The organism is Paenibacillus sp. FW101-FHT12H11 (genome assembly GCF_058790355.1).
This window is the reverse complement of the sequence record NZ_JBYTCO010000011.1, coordinates 16,816-30,388: the sequence shown is the minus strand read 5'-3', so window position 1 is coordinate 30,388 and position 13,573 is coordinate 16,816. Positions and strand designations below refer to the sequence as shown.

9 protein-coding genes are annotated in these 13,573 nt (G+C 49.5%); 5 read left to right on the top strand and 4 right to left on the bottom strand.

From position 1 onward, the window contains the following. Nucleotides 1–314: 314 nt before the first annotated feature. From AC3WTJ_RS29965 to AC3WTJ_RS29950, 4 genes are all read right to left on the bottom strand, one after another. Complete coding sequence (locus AC3WTJ_RS29965) at nt 315–440, bottom strand: DUF6254 family protein (RefSeq protein ID WP_220138883.1); 126 nt, start codon at nt 438–440, stop codon at nt 315–317. Between the two features lie 127 nt (nt 441–567). Continuing rightward, complete coding sequence (locus tag AC3WTJ_RS29960; protein ID WP_492524826.1) at nt 568–5,118, bottom strand: glutamate synthase-related protein; 4,551 nt, start codon at nt 5,116–5,118, stop codon at nt 568–570. 624 nt (nt 5,119–5,742) lie between these two features. Further along, on the bottom strand, nt 5,743–7,089 hold the full coding sequence (locus tag AC3WTJ_RS29955; RefSeq protein WP_492524825.1) for a glutamate-1-semialdehyde 2,1-aminomutase: 1,347 nt from the start codon (nt 7,087–7,089) through the stop codon (nt 5,743–5,745). 207 nt (nt 7,090–7,296) lie between these two features. Then, nucleotides 7,297–8,334: an LCP family protein gene (locus tag AC3WTJ_RS29950; RefSeq protein WP_407870377.1), complete on the bottom strand. Its 1,038-nt coding sequence runs from the start codon at nt 8,332–8,334 to the stop codon at nt 7,297–7,299. A 206-nt stretch (nt 8,335–8,540) separates the two neighbouring features. Here AC3WTJ_RS29950 and AC3WTJ_RS29945 point away from each other — a divergent pair, with 206 nt between their 5' ends. The 5 genes from AC3WTJ_RS29945 to AC3WTJ_RS29925 all read left to right on the top strand — a co-directional run bounded on the left by AC3WTJ_RS29945 (nt 8,541) and on the right by AC3WTJ_RS29925 (nt 13,558). Next, nucleotides 8,541–9,596: an ABC transporter ATP-binding protein gene (locus AC3WTJ_RS29945; RefSeq protein ID WP_492524824.1), complete on the top strand. Its 1,056-nt coding sequence runs from the start codon at nt 8,541–8,543 to the stop codon at nt 9,594–9,596. Continuing rightward, complete coding sequence (locus AC3WTJ_RS29940) at nt 9,589–10,383, top strand: ABC transporter permease (RefSeq protein WP_492524823.1); 795 nt, start codon at nt 9,589–9,591, stop codon at nt 10,381–10,383. Before AC3WTJ_RS29945 ends, AC3WTJ_RS29940 begins: the two co-directional genes overlap by 8 nt. Nucleotides 10,384–10,386: 3 nt before the next feature. Beyond that, a complete protein-coding gene (locus tag AC3WTJ_RS29935; protein WP_127455109.1) occupies nt 10,387–11,175 on the top strand; it encodes an ABC transporter permease in 789 nt (262 codons plus the stop codon). A gap of 142 nt (nt 11,176–11,317) precedes the next feature. After that, nucleotides 11,318–12,616, top strand: a complete 1,299-nt coding sequence (locus AC3WTJ_RS29930) for a phytoene desaturase family protein (RefSeq protein ID WP_492524822.1) — start codon at nt 11,318–11,320, stop codon at nt 12,614–12,616. 27 nt (nt 12,617–12,643) lie between these two features. Further along, nucleotides 12,644–13,558: an RNA polymerase sigma-70 factor gene (locus AC3WTJ_RS29925; RefSeq protein WP_492524821.1), complete on the top strand. Its 915-nt coding sequence runs from the start codon at nt 12,644–12,646 to the stop codon at nt 13,556–13,558. Nucleotides 13,559–13,573: the final 15 nt, after the last annotated feature.

The window sequence follows — 13,573 nt, the reverse complement described above, 5'->3', positions numbered from 1 at the left end:
AGGAGATTATCGTGAATAACAACAGAGATCGGTTCTGTCAATGGCGTTCAGAAGCTCCTGAGTGAGAGGGATAGCGTCTATAGCTGCGATCAGGTTGTGTGAATTGAGTAGGTGCGCGCCTGAGTGAGAGGGATATTGTCTATAGTTACGCTTCAGGTTGTGTGTTGAGTAGGTGAGTCCCTGAGCAAAAGGGATAGTGCCAATAGCCACCACGAACCGTCAAACTCAAAGAACCCGGTACCGCACATTTTAGGATGCGCGGTAACCGGGTTGCTTTGAGTTGGTCCCTCTTTGGACGTTGGAGGGGGCTTGCGTTACTTGCTGCGTTCCGCGTCGTACTCACTGGCGAATTCGGCCAGAGACTTCACCTTACCATGTGGATGTCTAGCTTGTTTGCGGCTTTTCCATGCAGCTTCTTCGCGGCGTTTCGATTGGCTCATAGCAAAAAACCTCCTATGGTATGCGGATGGGTGTTGCACTTATAACGTGTGAATTGTAGGGTTCTTTTATGCAGAAAAAAAAGCTCCACAAGACCTTGAAAGAAGGTCCTGTGGAGCTTTGCTTTATCTATTCCGTAGCAACGGATTGGTCGGCTTGCATGTTGACCGGGGAGATACGGATGAAGTTAGCTTCAAGATTGCTTAGCAGACCGTCGATTTTGGCTGCTGCATCCGTTTGACCGGAGTTAGCAAGCTCTGTGCGGTAAGCTGTGAGCAATTCAGTAAGGTCTTTGATACTTTGTACGCCAACTGACTCAATTTTAACTTTTGCGCCTTTGGCAATACGACGTTCGATAGCTGCTTGGTCTAGACCCATTTCTGGTACAAGACGTTGGTAGATAACCCCACCTGTCATCCCTGCACAAATCCATGGACCCGGATCGCCCATAACAACGGCACGGCCGTTTGTCATGTATTCGAACGCAAAGCCTTTGAGGTTCGCACGAGCGGCAAGTCCGCCAAGCTCATCTTGCAGAGGTGTCGTGATTTCGCCGCCGAATACAACATCTGCACCGGAGAAACGGATACAAGCACGTGTATCTGCGCTGCCTTGAATTAAGAACAAACCTTTTTGTGCGCCGTAACCGAATGATTTACCAACGCTACCGTTGATGAATGTATTGTTTTTGCCAAGTGACTTCACGATGGCTACTTTACCACCGAACGCCATTTTACCCAGACCATCCTCGGCACCACCTTGAACGGTAATGTCAACGCCGCGGGCATTGAAGGCACCTAAGCCGTTACCTGGAACCGAACCGTCAACGAGGTTCAGAGCGATAGCTGGCAGTTCATCGTAGCTGCCGTCGAAACGGTCTCTTACGCGATGGCTGGAATAACGAGTTCCGAGAATACGGGACTCAGCATCCACTTTGGACCAGTTGCGAACGATTGGAGCGTCAAACGCCAAGGATTCAGGGAAGAATTCCAGACCTTCTGCACCAGCCGCGATACGGATATCAGAGGATACGGCTGCTTCTTCCATAGCTCTTTCAGCATCAGAAACGAACTGAAGTGGAGCAGGGCGAAGAATGTCAGACAGATCAATGCGATCCAAGTGGCTGATTTGCTCAAGCAGGTCAGAACGGCCTACTAGGTCTTGCAAACTAGTGAATCCAAGGGAAGCAACAACTTCACGTACTTCTTCGCCAATACCGCCAAACAGACGAACCAAGCTGTCAACAGCAACGTCAAATTGACGAGGAACGAAACGGCGAAGACCTTTTTCCTCGGCTTCTTCCATAGAATCGATTTGCGTTGCGATACCAACGTGGCAAGTGTCCAAGTGACAGCCGCGGCATGTTGTACAACCGATCGATTGCATAGCGATACTACCAAATCCGGCGCGGTTAGCACCGAGCATAACCATTTTAACAACGTCAGCGCCTGATTTCAGACCGCCATCGGACCACAGCTCTACGCGGTGACGAAGACCAGCTTCAATCAAAGCGACGTGAGCAAGCTTAGTACCGATTTCTGTAGGAAGACCAACGTGTGTCAAAGAGTGAATACGAGCCGCACCTGTACCGCCGTCAAAACCGGAAAGGGTAATAACGTCAGCGCCAGCTTTGGCAACACCCACCGCAATTGTACCGATACCTGGTACGACTGGGATTTTTACGATAATTTTCGCTTTGCGACCGCTAGCTTCTTTCAACTCGGAAATGATTTGAGCCAAATCTTCGATCGAATAAATATCATGGTTATTCGAAGGGGAGATCAGGTCAGAGCCGATTGTTGCATTACGAGCTGCAGCGATTTTGGCAGTAACTTTGGAGCCTGGCAAGTGACCGCCTTCACCCGGTTTAGCGCCTTGACCGATTTTGATCTCAAGGAATGCAACCGCGTTAGCCAGTTCTACGTTAACTCCGAAACGTCCGGATGCCACTTGTGCACCGCGCGTTTTTTTGTAGCGGCCAAGCATATCTTTAATTTCTCCGCCCTCGCCGTTCATGGTTACCATGTTCAGGCGTTCGCCGGCTTCAGCGTAGGCACGGAAAGCTGTTTCGTTCTGTGAACCGAAGGACATGGAGGAAATCAGCATCGGCAAGGAATGGCCGCCAATGGAGATATCAACCTTCGAAGGATCAAGCGCCTTACGGCCTTCTCCAAGTGCTTTCTCAACATTGAATCCAGCAATGTGACGAATGGAGATCGGGTTCTTCTTCTCTTCTTCACGCAGTTTGTCGCGGTAGTCGCCGTAAGAAGCGGCTCCTGATGCAGCATCGCCCAGCGCTTTCCACATACGTTGGAAGAAACGGAAGTTTTTCGCTGCTTTTGCTTTCGGATTGGTGAAATCGTTGTAACGAGCTTCAGCTTCAGCTTCAAGCTGTGCAAAGCCAGTTCCGCCTTTTTCACTACCCAGGTAGTTCACGATATCAAGCACCTCAGCCACTTCCGGGTGGAAGCCGATGGAGGAGAAGAAACGTGTATAACCGCGAAGCTCATGCGTACCGATCGTGGAGATTACTTTCTCCAGACCTTTTGTAAGAGCTCCATAAACTTTACGTGCTGCTGCCGCGTTGCCTTCTTTATCAGAAGCAGTGGAGAACAACAGGTAAGGTGAAATCACATCGGCACCAAGACCGCAAGCTACCGCGATATCATGCAGGTTGCGAATCGCTGCGGAACGAAGCACCAATGTCACGTGACGGCGCAGGTTATCGCCGAAAGTAAGCTTTTCCGCACGAAGTGCGATATCGATTTTGGATACAACTAAGTGAGGCTCAAGCCACAAACGATCGTTTTGGTGAGCTTCTGAATCGTCAAGAATGATAAGTGCAGCGCCTGCGCGAGCAGCAGCAATAGCGTCAGCAGCCAAAGCGTCCAAACCAGCGCCAAGAGATGTTCCTCTTGCAAAAGTCGTGGAAAGCACAGCTACAGCATTTTCACCTTGTGCACGGAACAAAGCAACCAATTGCTCGTAGGAAGGTTGGGATAGATGCTCTTCGCTATCTACACCGTTCGTACCTTCGAGTACAAGCGGAGCTAGAAGCTCAAGGCGAAGATTGCTATCAACCTGAGAGTAAACCGGTGTACGCGAACCTGCGATCACGCGAGTCGAGAAATGCTCCATTTCACGGTCACGGTCAATCGCCGGGTTGGTAACAACTGCAACGCTCTCTTTAATGAAGTCAGGCACGTTTTGACGTTCCCATGCAATAGCAGCGTGAGGGGAGTCGTGGCCAAGCGAGCGGATTGGCTCAGCGCCAGTTTCGGACATAGTTTCGATATAAGAAATACCGTCGCGATCCCAACCAAACGCACTATACAATTGATCCGTTGCTACAACATTATCGTTGAGCTCGGCTTGAGTGTCTGTTTTGGCAGGGTTCAGATATTTACGAAGTCCGTTAATGTTCAAACGTTTGCTTGCGCGCTCGTAAACAAGTGACTGTACTTCATGGTAAGGGATGACTTGAACATGTTCACCTGGTGTAAGCACAACGCCGACTTTCTCACCTGGTGCGATAGGCTTCGGATCAGCAACCATGTCGCCAACCGTGATAACGCCTTGCTCCGAGGAGAAGTACAGGGAAGATTCGCTTTCAACCATCCAAACAGGACGTAGACCAAGAGCATCAACGCTGAAAATACATTCGTTGCCGTAACGGGAAACGATACCTGCAGGACCTTGAGCGAAGTGGCCCCAAACTTGACGGAAGTAAACATAAAGATCTTGAAGTTCCGGACGGAATTGTTTCATTTCATTAATAATAGGAGGGAAAACCATTTCCATGGCTTCGAAAAGTGATAATCCAAAACGGTGAATGAACGTTTCAATCGTTCTGTTCATGTCTTGGGAGTCGGAACCACCGCTAACGAGCGGAACGCCAACCATATCTGCTTCGAGACGAAGTTTCTTAACGGTGTTAATTTCACCATTGTGCCCTAGCAGGGAGAATGGTTGAACGCGGAAGAAGCTGGACAGTGTGTTCGTGGAATAACGGTTGTGACCGATTGTAACTTGGGAAGCGAAAAGCGGATCGCGTGTATCGTTAAAATATTTTGGAAGAATGCTTGCAGCGCCCAACACTTTGTAAGCGGAAGTTACATTGCTTAATGTTGCAACGTGAACGTTGTAGCGGTCTTCGATCGCGATATGCAGCTCAAAAAGGTGATCTGCCACTTGACCTTCTGTTTTGTTGCTGATTGCAGCGATTTGCCAGAATGTAGGCTCATCGTTTAAACCGTTAGGACCAAGAACGTTGCTATCTACTTGGTTTTCTTGCTCGAGAATGATGGACACATCGTGGGAAGCGAAAAGCTCACGGATGCCATTCTGAATCTCGGTAACGGTCAGGTCAAGTTTGCGCGGAACAAAGATATGTCCAACAGAAAAACGGTTATCATAAGCAAGTTTGCCGTCTAGACCCGCATCTGTTAATTTCTTTTCCCAAAGAGCGCGTGGAATGTCAGTTAAAATACCGCAACCGTCGCCTTCACCGTTAATAAACCCTGAGCGATGTTCCATTTTTACAAGGGCATCAATCGTTTTTTGGATGTTTTCACGGGTAGGATGACCGTTCTTTTCAATAATACAGATAATACCGCAGCTGTCGTGTTCGGTTCCTAGTAGATCTTGAAAACGGCCTTCATTACGCATAATTTCATTCATTGCTCAGGTCAGTCGCCTGACCGTCACCTCCCCTATATATTTAACTCCTCTTTCACTACTTTGCTTGCATTTTGGCACTAATGAGCCCGCAACTCTTAGCATTTTCAATGGATGACCGGAAACCGATCAAAAACGAAATATGCGAGATTTTGAATAAAAATGCAATTTAACTGAATAGCATGCCAATTTCGAGGAAATGGCTCCCTTGAAATCAGTCAAGAATCGACCCGTCATAAAGTAAGGCATCACACACAAAAAACGAACGTGAATTTGTAAATCATGCCCTAACTTTCTAGGAAAATACTGCGAAAACAAGACTTTTCGTTAAAAGGGTAAAAGTAATCTTAGAATAGCACGAAAATGTTCATCCGACAATAGTTGCAGAGCGAAAACAAAAATGTAAGCGTTACCTTTCGTGTATAATGGTGAATAAAGGTAATTTATTTAATGCTTGGCTCCCTCTTAAAATACGAACGAACTATGTTCTTGTTAGGAACATAGTTCGTTTCTGGGACATGTTAGCAAATATGGATAGCAGAAAATACCTTGTGCGCCGGGGCATGATTTCATGTTTTTTTATACGCAATCGTAATAATTGTGTGTATTTTCGAAAAAATTTAAACATTAGCGAGTTTTCATGATTTTAAAAGCGTGATCTACGGCATCCAGAGTCTGGGCGATGTCATCTTCCGTGTGGGCAATGGTTGTAAACCAAGCTTCGTACTTCGAAGGAGCGAGGTTGATGCCTTGCTCCAGCATAAGCCGGAAGAAGTCCGCGAAGCGTTCACCGTCCGTATCCTGCGCTTCGTCATAGTTGGTGACGGGATGATCGCAGAAGTGGGTGGAGAACGCGCCGCCGATATGGTTCAGCGTCAAGGCGATGCCGTGTCTTGCAGCGGATTCCGCGATGCCGCCTGCAAGCGTCGCGCCAAGCTGCTCGAGCTTGGCGTACACATCTGCCTGCTGGAGCACCTCCAAGCAGGCGATGCCCGCCGAGATGGAGGCGGGGTTCCCCGCCATCGTGCCGGCTTGATACGCAGGTCCGAGCGGAGCGACCTGCTCCATCACGGCCTTGCGGCCCCCATAGGCTCCGATCGGCAGTCCGCCGCCGATCACTTTGCCGAGGGCCGTAAGGTCCGGCTCGACGGCGGCGAAGCGCGCCGCCGCCTCGGCAGTGCCGCCCTCCGCGAGAGGGAGGCCGGGGTAAGTCTGTGCCGCTCCATAGTGGAAGCGGAACGCTGTGATGACCTCGTCGTAGATGACGAGGGCCCCGTGTTTGCGAGCAGCTGCGCAGAGCTGCTCGAGGTAGCCGGCATGGGGCATGACCATGCCGAAGTTGCCGACGATGGGCTCCACCATCACCGCGGCAATCTCTCCGTTCCATCGCGCGAGCGCGGCTTCCAGTGCCGGAATGTCGTTGAACGGCACGGTGATGACCTCTTGCGCGATGCTCGCAGGCACGCCGGCGCTGTCCGGCGTGCCGAGCGTGGACGGCCCGGAACCGGCCGCCACAAGCACTAGATCGGAGTGGCCGTGGTAGCACCCGGCAAACTTAATGATTTTGGTGCGCCCGGTGTAGGCGCGCGCCACGCGGATCGTCGTCATCACGGCCTCGGTGCCGGAGTTGACGAAGCGCACTTTGTCCAGCGAAGGAATCGCGGACTTCAGCATTCTGGCGAACTCGATCTCGAGTTCGGTCGGGGTGCCGTACAGCGTGCCGTTCTGTGCGGCGCGGCAGATCGCCTCGGTCACGTGCGGGTGCGCGTGACCGGTAATGATAGGGCCGTAGGCGGCGAGGTAGTCAATGAAGCGATTCCCGTCTACATCCCAGAAGTGTGCGCCTTGCGCTCGCTTCATGAAGACGGGGGCGCCGCCGCCGACGGCTTTGAATGAGCGGGAAGGGGAATTGACCCCGCCCACGATGTGCTGCAAGGCTTCTTGATATAATTGCTCGGAGTTTTTGCGATTCATAAGAAGTAATCATTCCTTTATTAAGTAGTATGTATATTGGACGGTAACTAACGGACTCAGGAGGCGTTATTTCCATGATTGAGCGTAAATACTGGATGTAACGGAGCCCTCACTGATCTCATAAAAAGCCCCTACTTGAGGGGCTAAAGCCCTGTACCAAGTAGAGGCGTGTAAATCTTCAGTCGCTTGCTTTGCTGTTATATCTTCTTACTTCGCCGTAGTTTTCACGGAAGACTTCGGCGTAGGTGAAGGCGACGGTTTCGTTGGACCTGTGTCCGCTTCAGCCTTGCCGGCAAATAAGTCTTTCACATATTGCTGCAGCTTATCTTTGTTTGCTGTAATGACCGCAGCTCCTCGAACGTTTTTCTCGACAACAAGTTCTGACGGCGGAAGCTGGGAGGAGACGATACCATCAGCTTTGGCTTCAAAGCCTAGAGAAGCGAGCTTCAGCATATCCGTCACGCTTAGATTCGTGTCAATGTAAGGATCCATTGCATTCAAAATCTTCGGCAGTTTAATGAGAGAAGATGTTGTTTGCATTTTCTGCGCAACGGCCGTCAGGAATTTCCTTTGGCGTTCTGTACGTGAGAAATCCGATAGAGCGTCGTGCCGGAAGCGTACATACTGAAGGGCTGTTTTGCCATCGAGATGCTGTAGCCCTTTTTTCAAATTAATATCATAGACATGGTCATCTTCCGAGTCGGTATATTTCATATCTTTCTCAACGTCGATATCGATACCGCCCACGGCATCAATGAGAGCGATGAACCCTTTAAAATCGGTATAGACATAATACTGAACCGGGATGCCTAGCAAGTCGCTGACGGTTTTCATTGCTAAGTTCGGACCGCCTGTCGTAATCGCTGTATTGATGCGGTCTTCGCCTTCGCCAGGGATTTTCACATATGTATCACGGAGGATCGAGAAGAGGTGAGCCTTCTTCGTTACCGGATCAATCGACGCGAGCATAATACTGTCGGACCGTGGCAGTTCATTCTTCACCATGCCGCGGGAATCTCCGCCTAAGAGTAAAATGTTTACCCGATTCTTGCCTTCCCATTTGGGAGGGGTGTATTTCTCACCCTTGTCTTTGACCGTTTGGGCGATAAGGGGTGTGCTGCCTTTGGGCGCATCCGGTTTGTTGGAAATATTTTGTGCAAAATGATAAAAGGAATAAGAATAATAACCAGCCACCATTATCAGGAGTAAGCCGATCAGGAGCAAGGTTCGTTTAATAATTCTCATGGTTCTGCGCTCCTTTCTAAGGTAGGGATAATCTGTACTTTTTTTTCTTACAGAATTCATGTATCATGGGTTTGGTGCAATTGTTGTACATTTTATCTTTATGATCCATATTATAGATGCTACGAAACTTCGATAGCAAGTTACGGCGAATTTTGCCGTTATATGTAGCCAAGTGTAGCCGAGTCTACCTAGACAGGAGGAAGTTCATGTTAGCCATTGATGTAGAAATGCTTCGCAAAGAATTTCAAGTTCAGCAGAGCCGCGGGGGCTTAAAGGGCGCCTTTCAAGATTTATTCCATAGAGAGTACAAACATGTTACAGCCGTTAAGGACATTAGCTTTCAAATTCCAAAGGGCGAAATTTGCGGATATATCGGTGAAAATGGCGCCGGTAAATCAACCACGATCAAAATGCTGACCGGCATCCTCGTACCGACCTCCGGACATATCAAGGTCAATGGTTTCGTTCCATTTAAAGAGCGCGAGAAGTTCGTTGCCGGGATCGGCGTCGTATTCGGCCAGCGCAGTCAACTCTGGTGGGATATCGGTGTTGTGGAATCTTTTCAATTGCTGAAAAAGGTATACCGTGTCTCTGAAGCCGACTACAAAAAGCGCCTTGACGAACTAGTCGACCGCTTGCAACTAGCTGATTTACTATCACGACCTGTCCGTAAATTAAGTCTGGGGCAGCGAATGCGCTGTGAGCTTGCCGCTTCGCTGATTCATAATCCGGCGATTCTCTTCTTAGACGAACCAACCATCGGTTTGGATATCGTCGTGAAAACAGAGATTCGGGAATTCCTGAAATCGCTCAATCAGCGCTATGAGACAACAATCCTGCTGACTACGCACGATTTGCAGGATATTGAGGCGCTTTGTTCGCGTGTTATTATGCTCGATGACGGCCGGATTATTTATGACGGCGGCCTGGAAGAGTTGAAAGCGAAATGGGGCAAAGGCAAGGAAGTCGTGCTCCAGTTCGAGCATCCGATCACACTGCCGCGTCTGCAGGAGCTGACGAGGGGTCTGGATGTGGCGTGGCAGCTTGAGAATGAATTGTCCGCCAAGGTGTTCATTCCTTACGAGCGTGCAAACGTATCTGAAGTGCTAAGCCGAGTGGTCGGCGTTGTGCAGATTCAAGATATCAAAATCAACGAAACCAACACAGATGACATCGTACGAGAAATCTATAAAGCAGGTTCAGCTGATGTGAAACGTCCAGAAGAAACCAAGCAGCCAGAGGGAGCCTTCACACATGCTTAGTGCTTATCTGGAAGTTGTTCGCATGCGTTTTCTCATGATGCTTGCTTACCGGGTGAACTACTACAGCGGCATTTTGATTTATGCACTCAATATTGGGGCCTATTATTTTGTTTATAAAGCGATTTATGCCGGGCAAGAGTTGATTGGCGGCCTGACATTGGGCCAGATGACGACGTATGTCGCTGTCTCCTGGATGGGGCGCGCCTTTTACTTCAATAACTTGGACCGGGAAATTGCCAATGAAATTCGAGACGGCAGTGTGGCGATCCAATTCATTCGTCCGTATAATTATGTATTTGTGAAAATGATGCAGGGACTCGGTGAAGGTGTCTTCCGTTTAGTGCTTTTTACAACGCCGGGCATGATTTTCATCTGGCTGTTACTGCCGATTCAATTTCCTAGTGATCCAGGCCTATGGGTCATCTACTTTGTGATGTTGTTTTTCAGTTTCCTAATTAATACGCAGCTTAATATCATTACCGGCTTGTTTGCTTTCTTCCTTGAAAATAACGAAGGCCTGATGCGCATGAAGCGCGTTGCGGTTGATTTATTCTCGGGATTAATTATTCCGATTTCCTTTTTCCCGGGGTGGTCCGAGTCCATTCTAAAGTGGCTTCCGTTTCAAGCTATTACGTACTTGCCGAGCGCCGTGTTTACAGGGAAAATTACCGGTTCGGCCATTTATCAAACTCTTGGCGTACAGGTTCTGTGGTTCGTGCTGCTGCTCGTTCCCATGGTTGTACTCTGGGTCAAATCCAAAACGCGTTTATTCGTGCAGGGGGGTTAACACATGACTTTCTATATCTCCCTAGTTGCTGAGTATCTGAAAAATTACATGAAAACCCGCCTCACCTACCGATCCGACTTCTGGATTGATGTGATTTCCGATTTGATGTTCAATGGGCTCAACTTATTCTTCATTCTCGTCGTTTTTTTGCAAACGCAATCGCTTGGCGGTTGGAATCAAGAACAAATTTTGTTCATTTACGGCTATTTTATGATCCCCTATGGCATATTCATCACTTTTTTTAATCTGTGGGGCTTCAGTGAACGATATATTGTTAAAGGGGAAATGGATCGTATCCTGACCCGGCCGGCTTATAACTTATGGCAGTTGATGTTGGAGAATCTCAGTCCATCGTCTTTGTTCAGTGCTTTGGCAGGATTGATTGTTATGATCTACTCTTGGGTCAAGCTAGGGCTTCCGTTCCATTGGCATGATCCGCTGATTTTTATCCTGATGGTTGTGGGCTCGATTCTCATCTATGCTGGCGTGTACATCTCGCTGACGGCGCTTGGTTTCTACTCTGATGCGCCAACCGGCATTCTGCCGCTGATTTGGAACATCCAGAACTACGGGCGTTATCCGGCCACGATTTATAATAAGCTGCTTCGCAGCATTTTGACGTGGATTTTGCCGTTCGCGTTCGTTGGCTTTTATCCTGCGGCGTATTTCATTGATCCGGCGAACTGGAAGTGGTTCGCGCTGCTCACGCCGATTATGGGCGTCGTTTTCTTCTTTATTGGTATTACGATTTGGAATATTGGCGTGAAACGGTACCGCGGCGCGGGATCGTAATGCTCAGGCCTCCAACTCTGCGTATGCGGGTTGGAGGTTTTTTTGCGCTGCGGTGGGGGCAACCAACTTCATACCCTTTTGTCACAAAACGCAGACCTCATTCGCCATATGTACGGAAAAGACAAAACGGAGGCGATGGAACATGACGGAGTTGCATAAACGGGGGCAATACGATACAGCTGTAATCGGCGGTGGCTTGGCCGGTCTAATCGCGGCGATCGAATTGGCAAAAGGCGGACAATCGGTCATTATTTTGGAAAAAGCGGCACGCTTGGGAGGCCGGGCGATGACGAATAAGAAGAACGGCGCCTTCTTCAATCTAGGCGGGCATGCCATATACCGTGCCGGTGAGGCGTACGCGATTTTGACGGAGCTGGGAGTGCGCCTGGAAGGAGGGAGTCCGTCTACCAAGATAAAGGCGTTGTGGAACAACCAAATCGTTCCTATGCCTGCGAATCTAACCAGTATGCTGACTTCGAAGCTGCTGACATGGTCAGGTAAAATGCAGCTCATGCAGCTCGTGATGAAGCTTACCAAAATGGATGCAAGCCGCATCCCTGACAGGAGCCTAAGAGAATGGGCGGAGGCGGAAATCTCGGACCCGATGGTCCGTCACGTCTTTTACTCGCTGAGCCGTACGGCTACTTATGCGCAGGATACCGACTTTCAGCTGGCGGGACCGGTGCTGGCGCAATTGCAGCGTGCGTTAAAAGGCGTCCTTTACCTCCATGGCGGTTGGCAAACGATCGTGGATCAGCTTAGAGAACTAGCTGTCAAAGCGGGTGTCCAAATCGTAAGCGGCAAAGATGTCAAAGAAATTGTGCTTGAAAATGGCAGGGTTCATAAACTGTTGCTAGCCGGCGCCGAGTATATCCAGGCAGCTAATGTCATCAGCACCGCTTCACCGTCTGAAACTTATAAGCTGGTAAGTGATACGGCTGACCGTACCTTGCTCAAGCAATGGAAGGATCAAGCTCGACCGTCCATGGCGGCATGCCTAGATCTTGGATTGAGAAGATTGCCGGAAGGCAGGCGTGACGTTGCTATGGGCCTCGATCAACCGATTTTCTTCTCTCACCATACGCTGAACGCGCAGTTGAGCGATAACGGAACCTTGGTTGTGCATTTGGTGAAGTACAACGGCCCGGGAGAGAGTGATCCGAAAGCCGACGAGCGCTTGCTCACCGAAGCCATGAACACCCTTCATCCAGGTTGGGAAGATGAGGTCGTGGCACGGCAGTTCCTGCCGAATATCACCGTGGTCCATGACACGCTGCATCGCGGAAGGGCCAACCGGTTCACAGGACCGGCGGTTGAGGGAGTCCGCGGCCTCTATGTGGCCGGAGATTGGGTGACGCACGGCGAAATGCTCGCCGATGCTTCAGCGGCAAGTGCTAAGCGGGCGGCGGCCGCTATTTTAAAGAGCTATGTGATGGCGTAAAATGGAAATAAGTAGGAGGTGAAGACGATGGAGAAGGCCAGGGATGCCGAACAGATATACACAGCGTATAAACCGCTTTTGTTCGCATTAGCTTATCGGATGCTGGGGAGTGTCATGGATGCTGAGGATGTCGTCCAAGAAACTTTTCTATATTTTAATGAGAAAAATCCTCAGGGCATTCAGAACCCTAAAGCTTATCTATGCAAAATGGTAACAAATCGCTGCATCGACAAGCTGCGTTCTGCAAGCAAAAAACGCGAAGTCTATGTAGGCCCATGGCTGCCGGAGCCACTTGTGGCGGTGGAGAACCAGGGCGATATGCCAGAACTATTTTATACGCAAAAAGAGTCGTTATCCACGGCGTACCTATTTCTGCTGCAGCAGCTTTCCTGGGTAGAGCGGGTGGTATTCGTATTAAGGGAAGTGCTGCAGTACGACTATGAGGAAATTGCTGAAATTGTCGATAAAAGCAGCGTGAACTGCCGTCAAATTTTCCGCAGAGCCAAAAGTTCGATCAGTACCTTTGCCGGTCAGAACGCCGAGGATGTTGTACGACCCAAGCAGCCAGTAGAAGATCAGGCTAACGCTATTGTGGAGCAATTCGTTCAAGCTTTAGCTTCCGGCAATATGGCTCAGTTGCTGAGCATTGTCAAAACAGAAGCTGTCCTATATTCGGACGGTGGGGGCAAAGTCAGAGCGGCTATCCGGCCTATTGAGGGAGCGGAGCGCATTGCACTGTTTTTATTTGGGGTACTGTCCAAAGTTCCGAGTGGCTTTAGCTTTCAAATGGCGACCGTAAACGGACAATTGGGCGTTGTATCCTATCAGGATAGACAGCCGAACAATGTGGTGACTTTCCATGTTGAAGATGGTCAAGTAGCGGCTGTCTATTTGGTTGCGAACCCTGATAAGCTGAGGCATGTAGCGGAGATGGGGGGTTAGGGAGCTAAATCAATC

Excerpts from the sequence above, each read along its gene's own strand:
- AC3WTJ_RS29965 (WP_220138883.1), bottom strand. The coding sequence starts at position 440 with ATGAGCCAATCGAAACGCCGCGAAGAAGCTGCATGGAAAAGCCGCAAA.
- AC3WTJ_RS29960 (WP_492524826.1), bottom strand. The coding sequence starts at position 5,118 with ATGAATGAAATTATGCGTAATGAAGGCCGTTTTCAAGATCTACTAGGA.
- AC3WTJ_RS29955 (WP_492524825.1), bottom strand. The coding sequence starts at position 7,089 with ATGAATCGCAAAAACTCCGAGCAATTATATCAAGAAGCCTTGCAGCAC.
- AC3WTJ_RS29950 (WP_407870377.1), bottom strand. The coding sequence starts at position 8,334 with ATGAGAATTATTAAACGAACCTTGCTCCTGATCGGCTTACTCCTGATA.
- AC3WTJ_RS29945 (WP_492524824.1), top strand. The coding sequence starts at position 8,541 with ATGTTAGCCATTGATGTAGAAATGCTTCGCAAAGAATTTCAAGTTCAG.
- AC3WTJ_RS29940 (WP_492524823.1), top strand. The coding sequence starts at position 9,589 with ATGCTTAGTGCTTATCTGGAAGTTGTTCGCATGCGTTTTCTCATGATG.
- AC3WTJ_RS29935 (WP_127455109.1), top strand. The coding sequence starts at position 10,387 with ATGACTTTCTATATCTCCCTAGTTGCTGAGTATCTGAAAAATTACATG.
- AC3WTJ_RS29930 (WP_492524822.1), top strand. The coding sequence starts at position 11,318 with ATGACGGAGTTGCATAAACGGGGGCAATACGATACAGCTGTAATCGGC.
- AC3WTJ_RS29925 (WP_492524821.1), top strand. The coding sequence starts at position 12,644 with ATGGAGAAGGCCAGGGATGCCGAACAGATATACACAGCGTATAAACCG.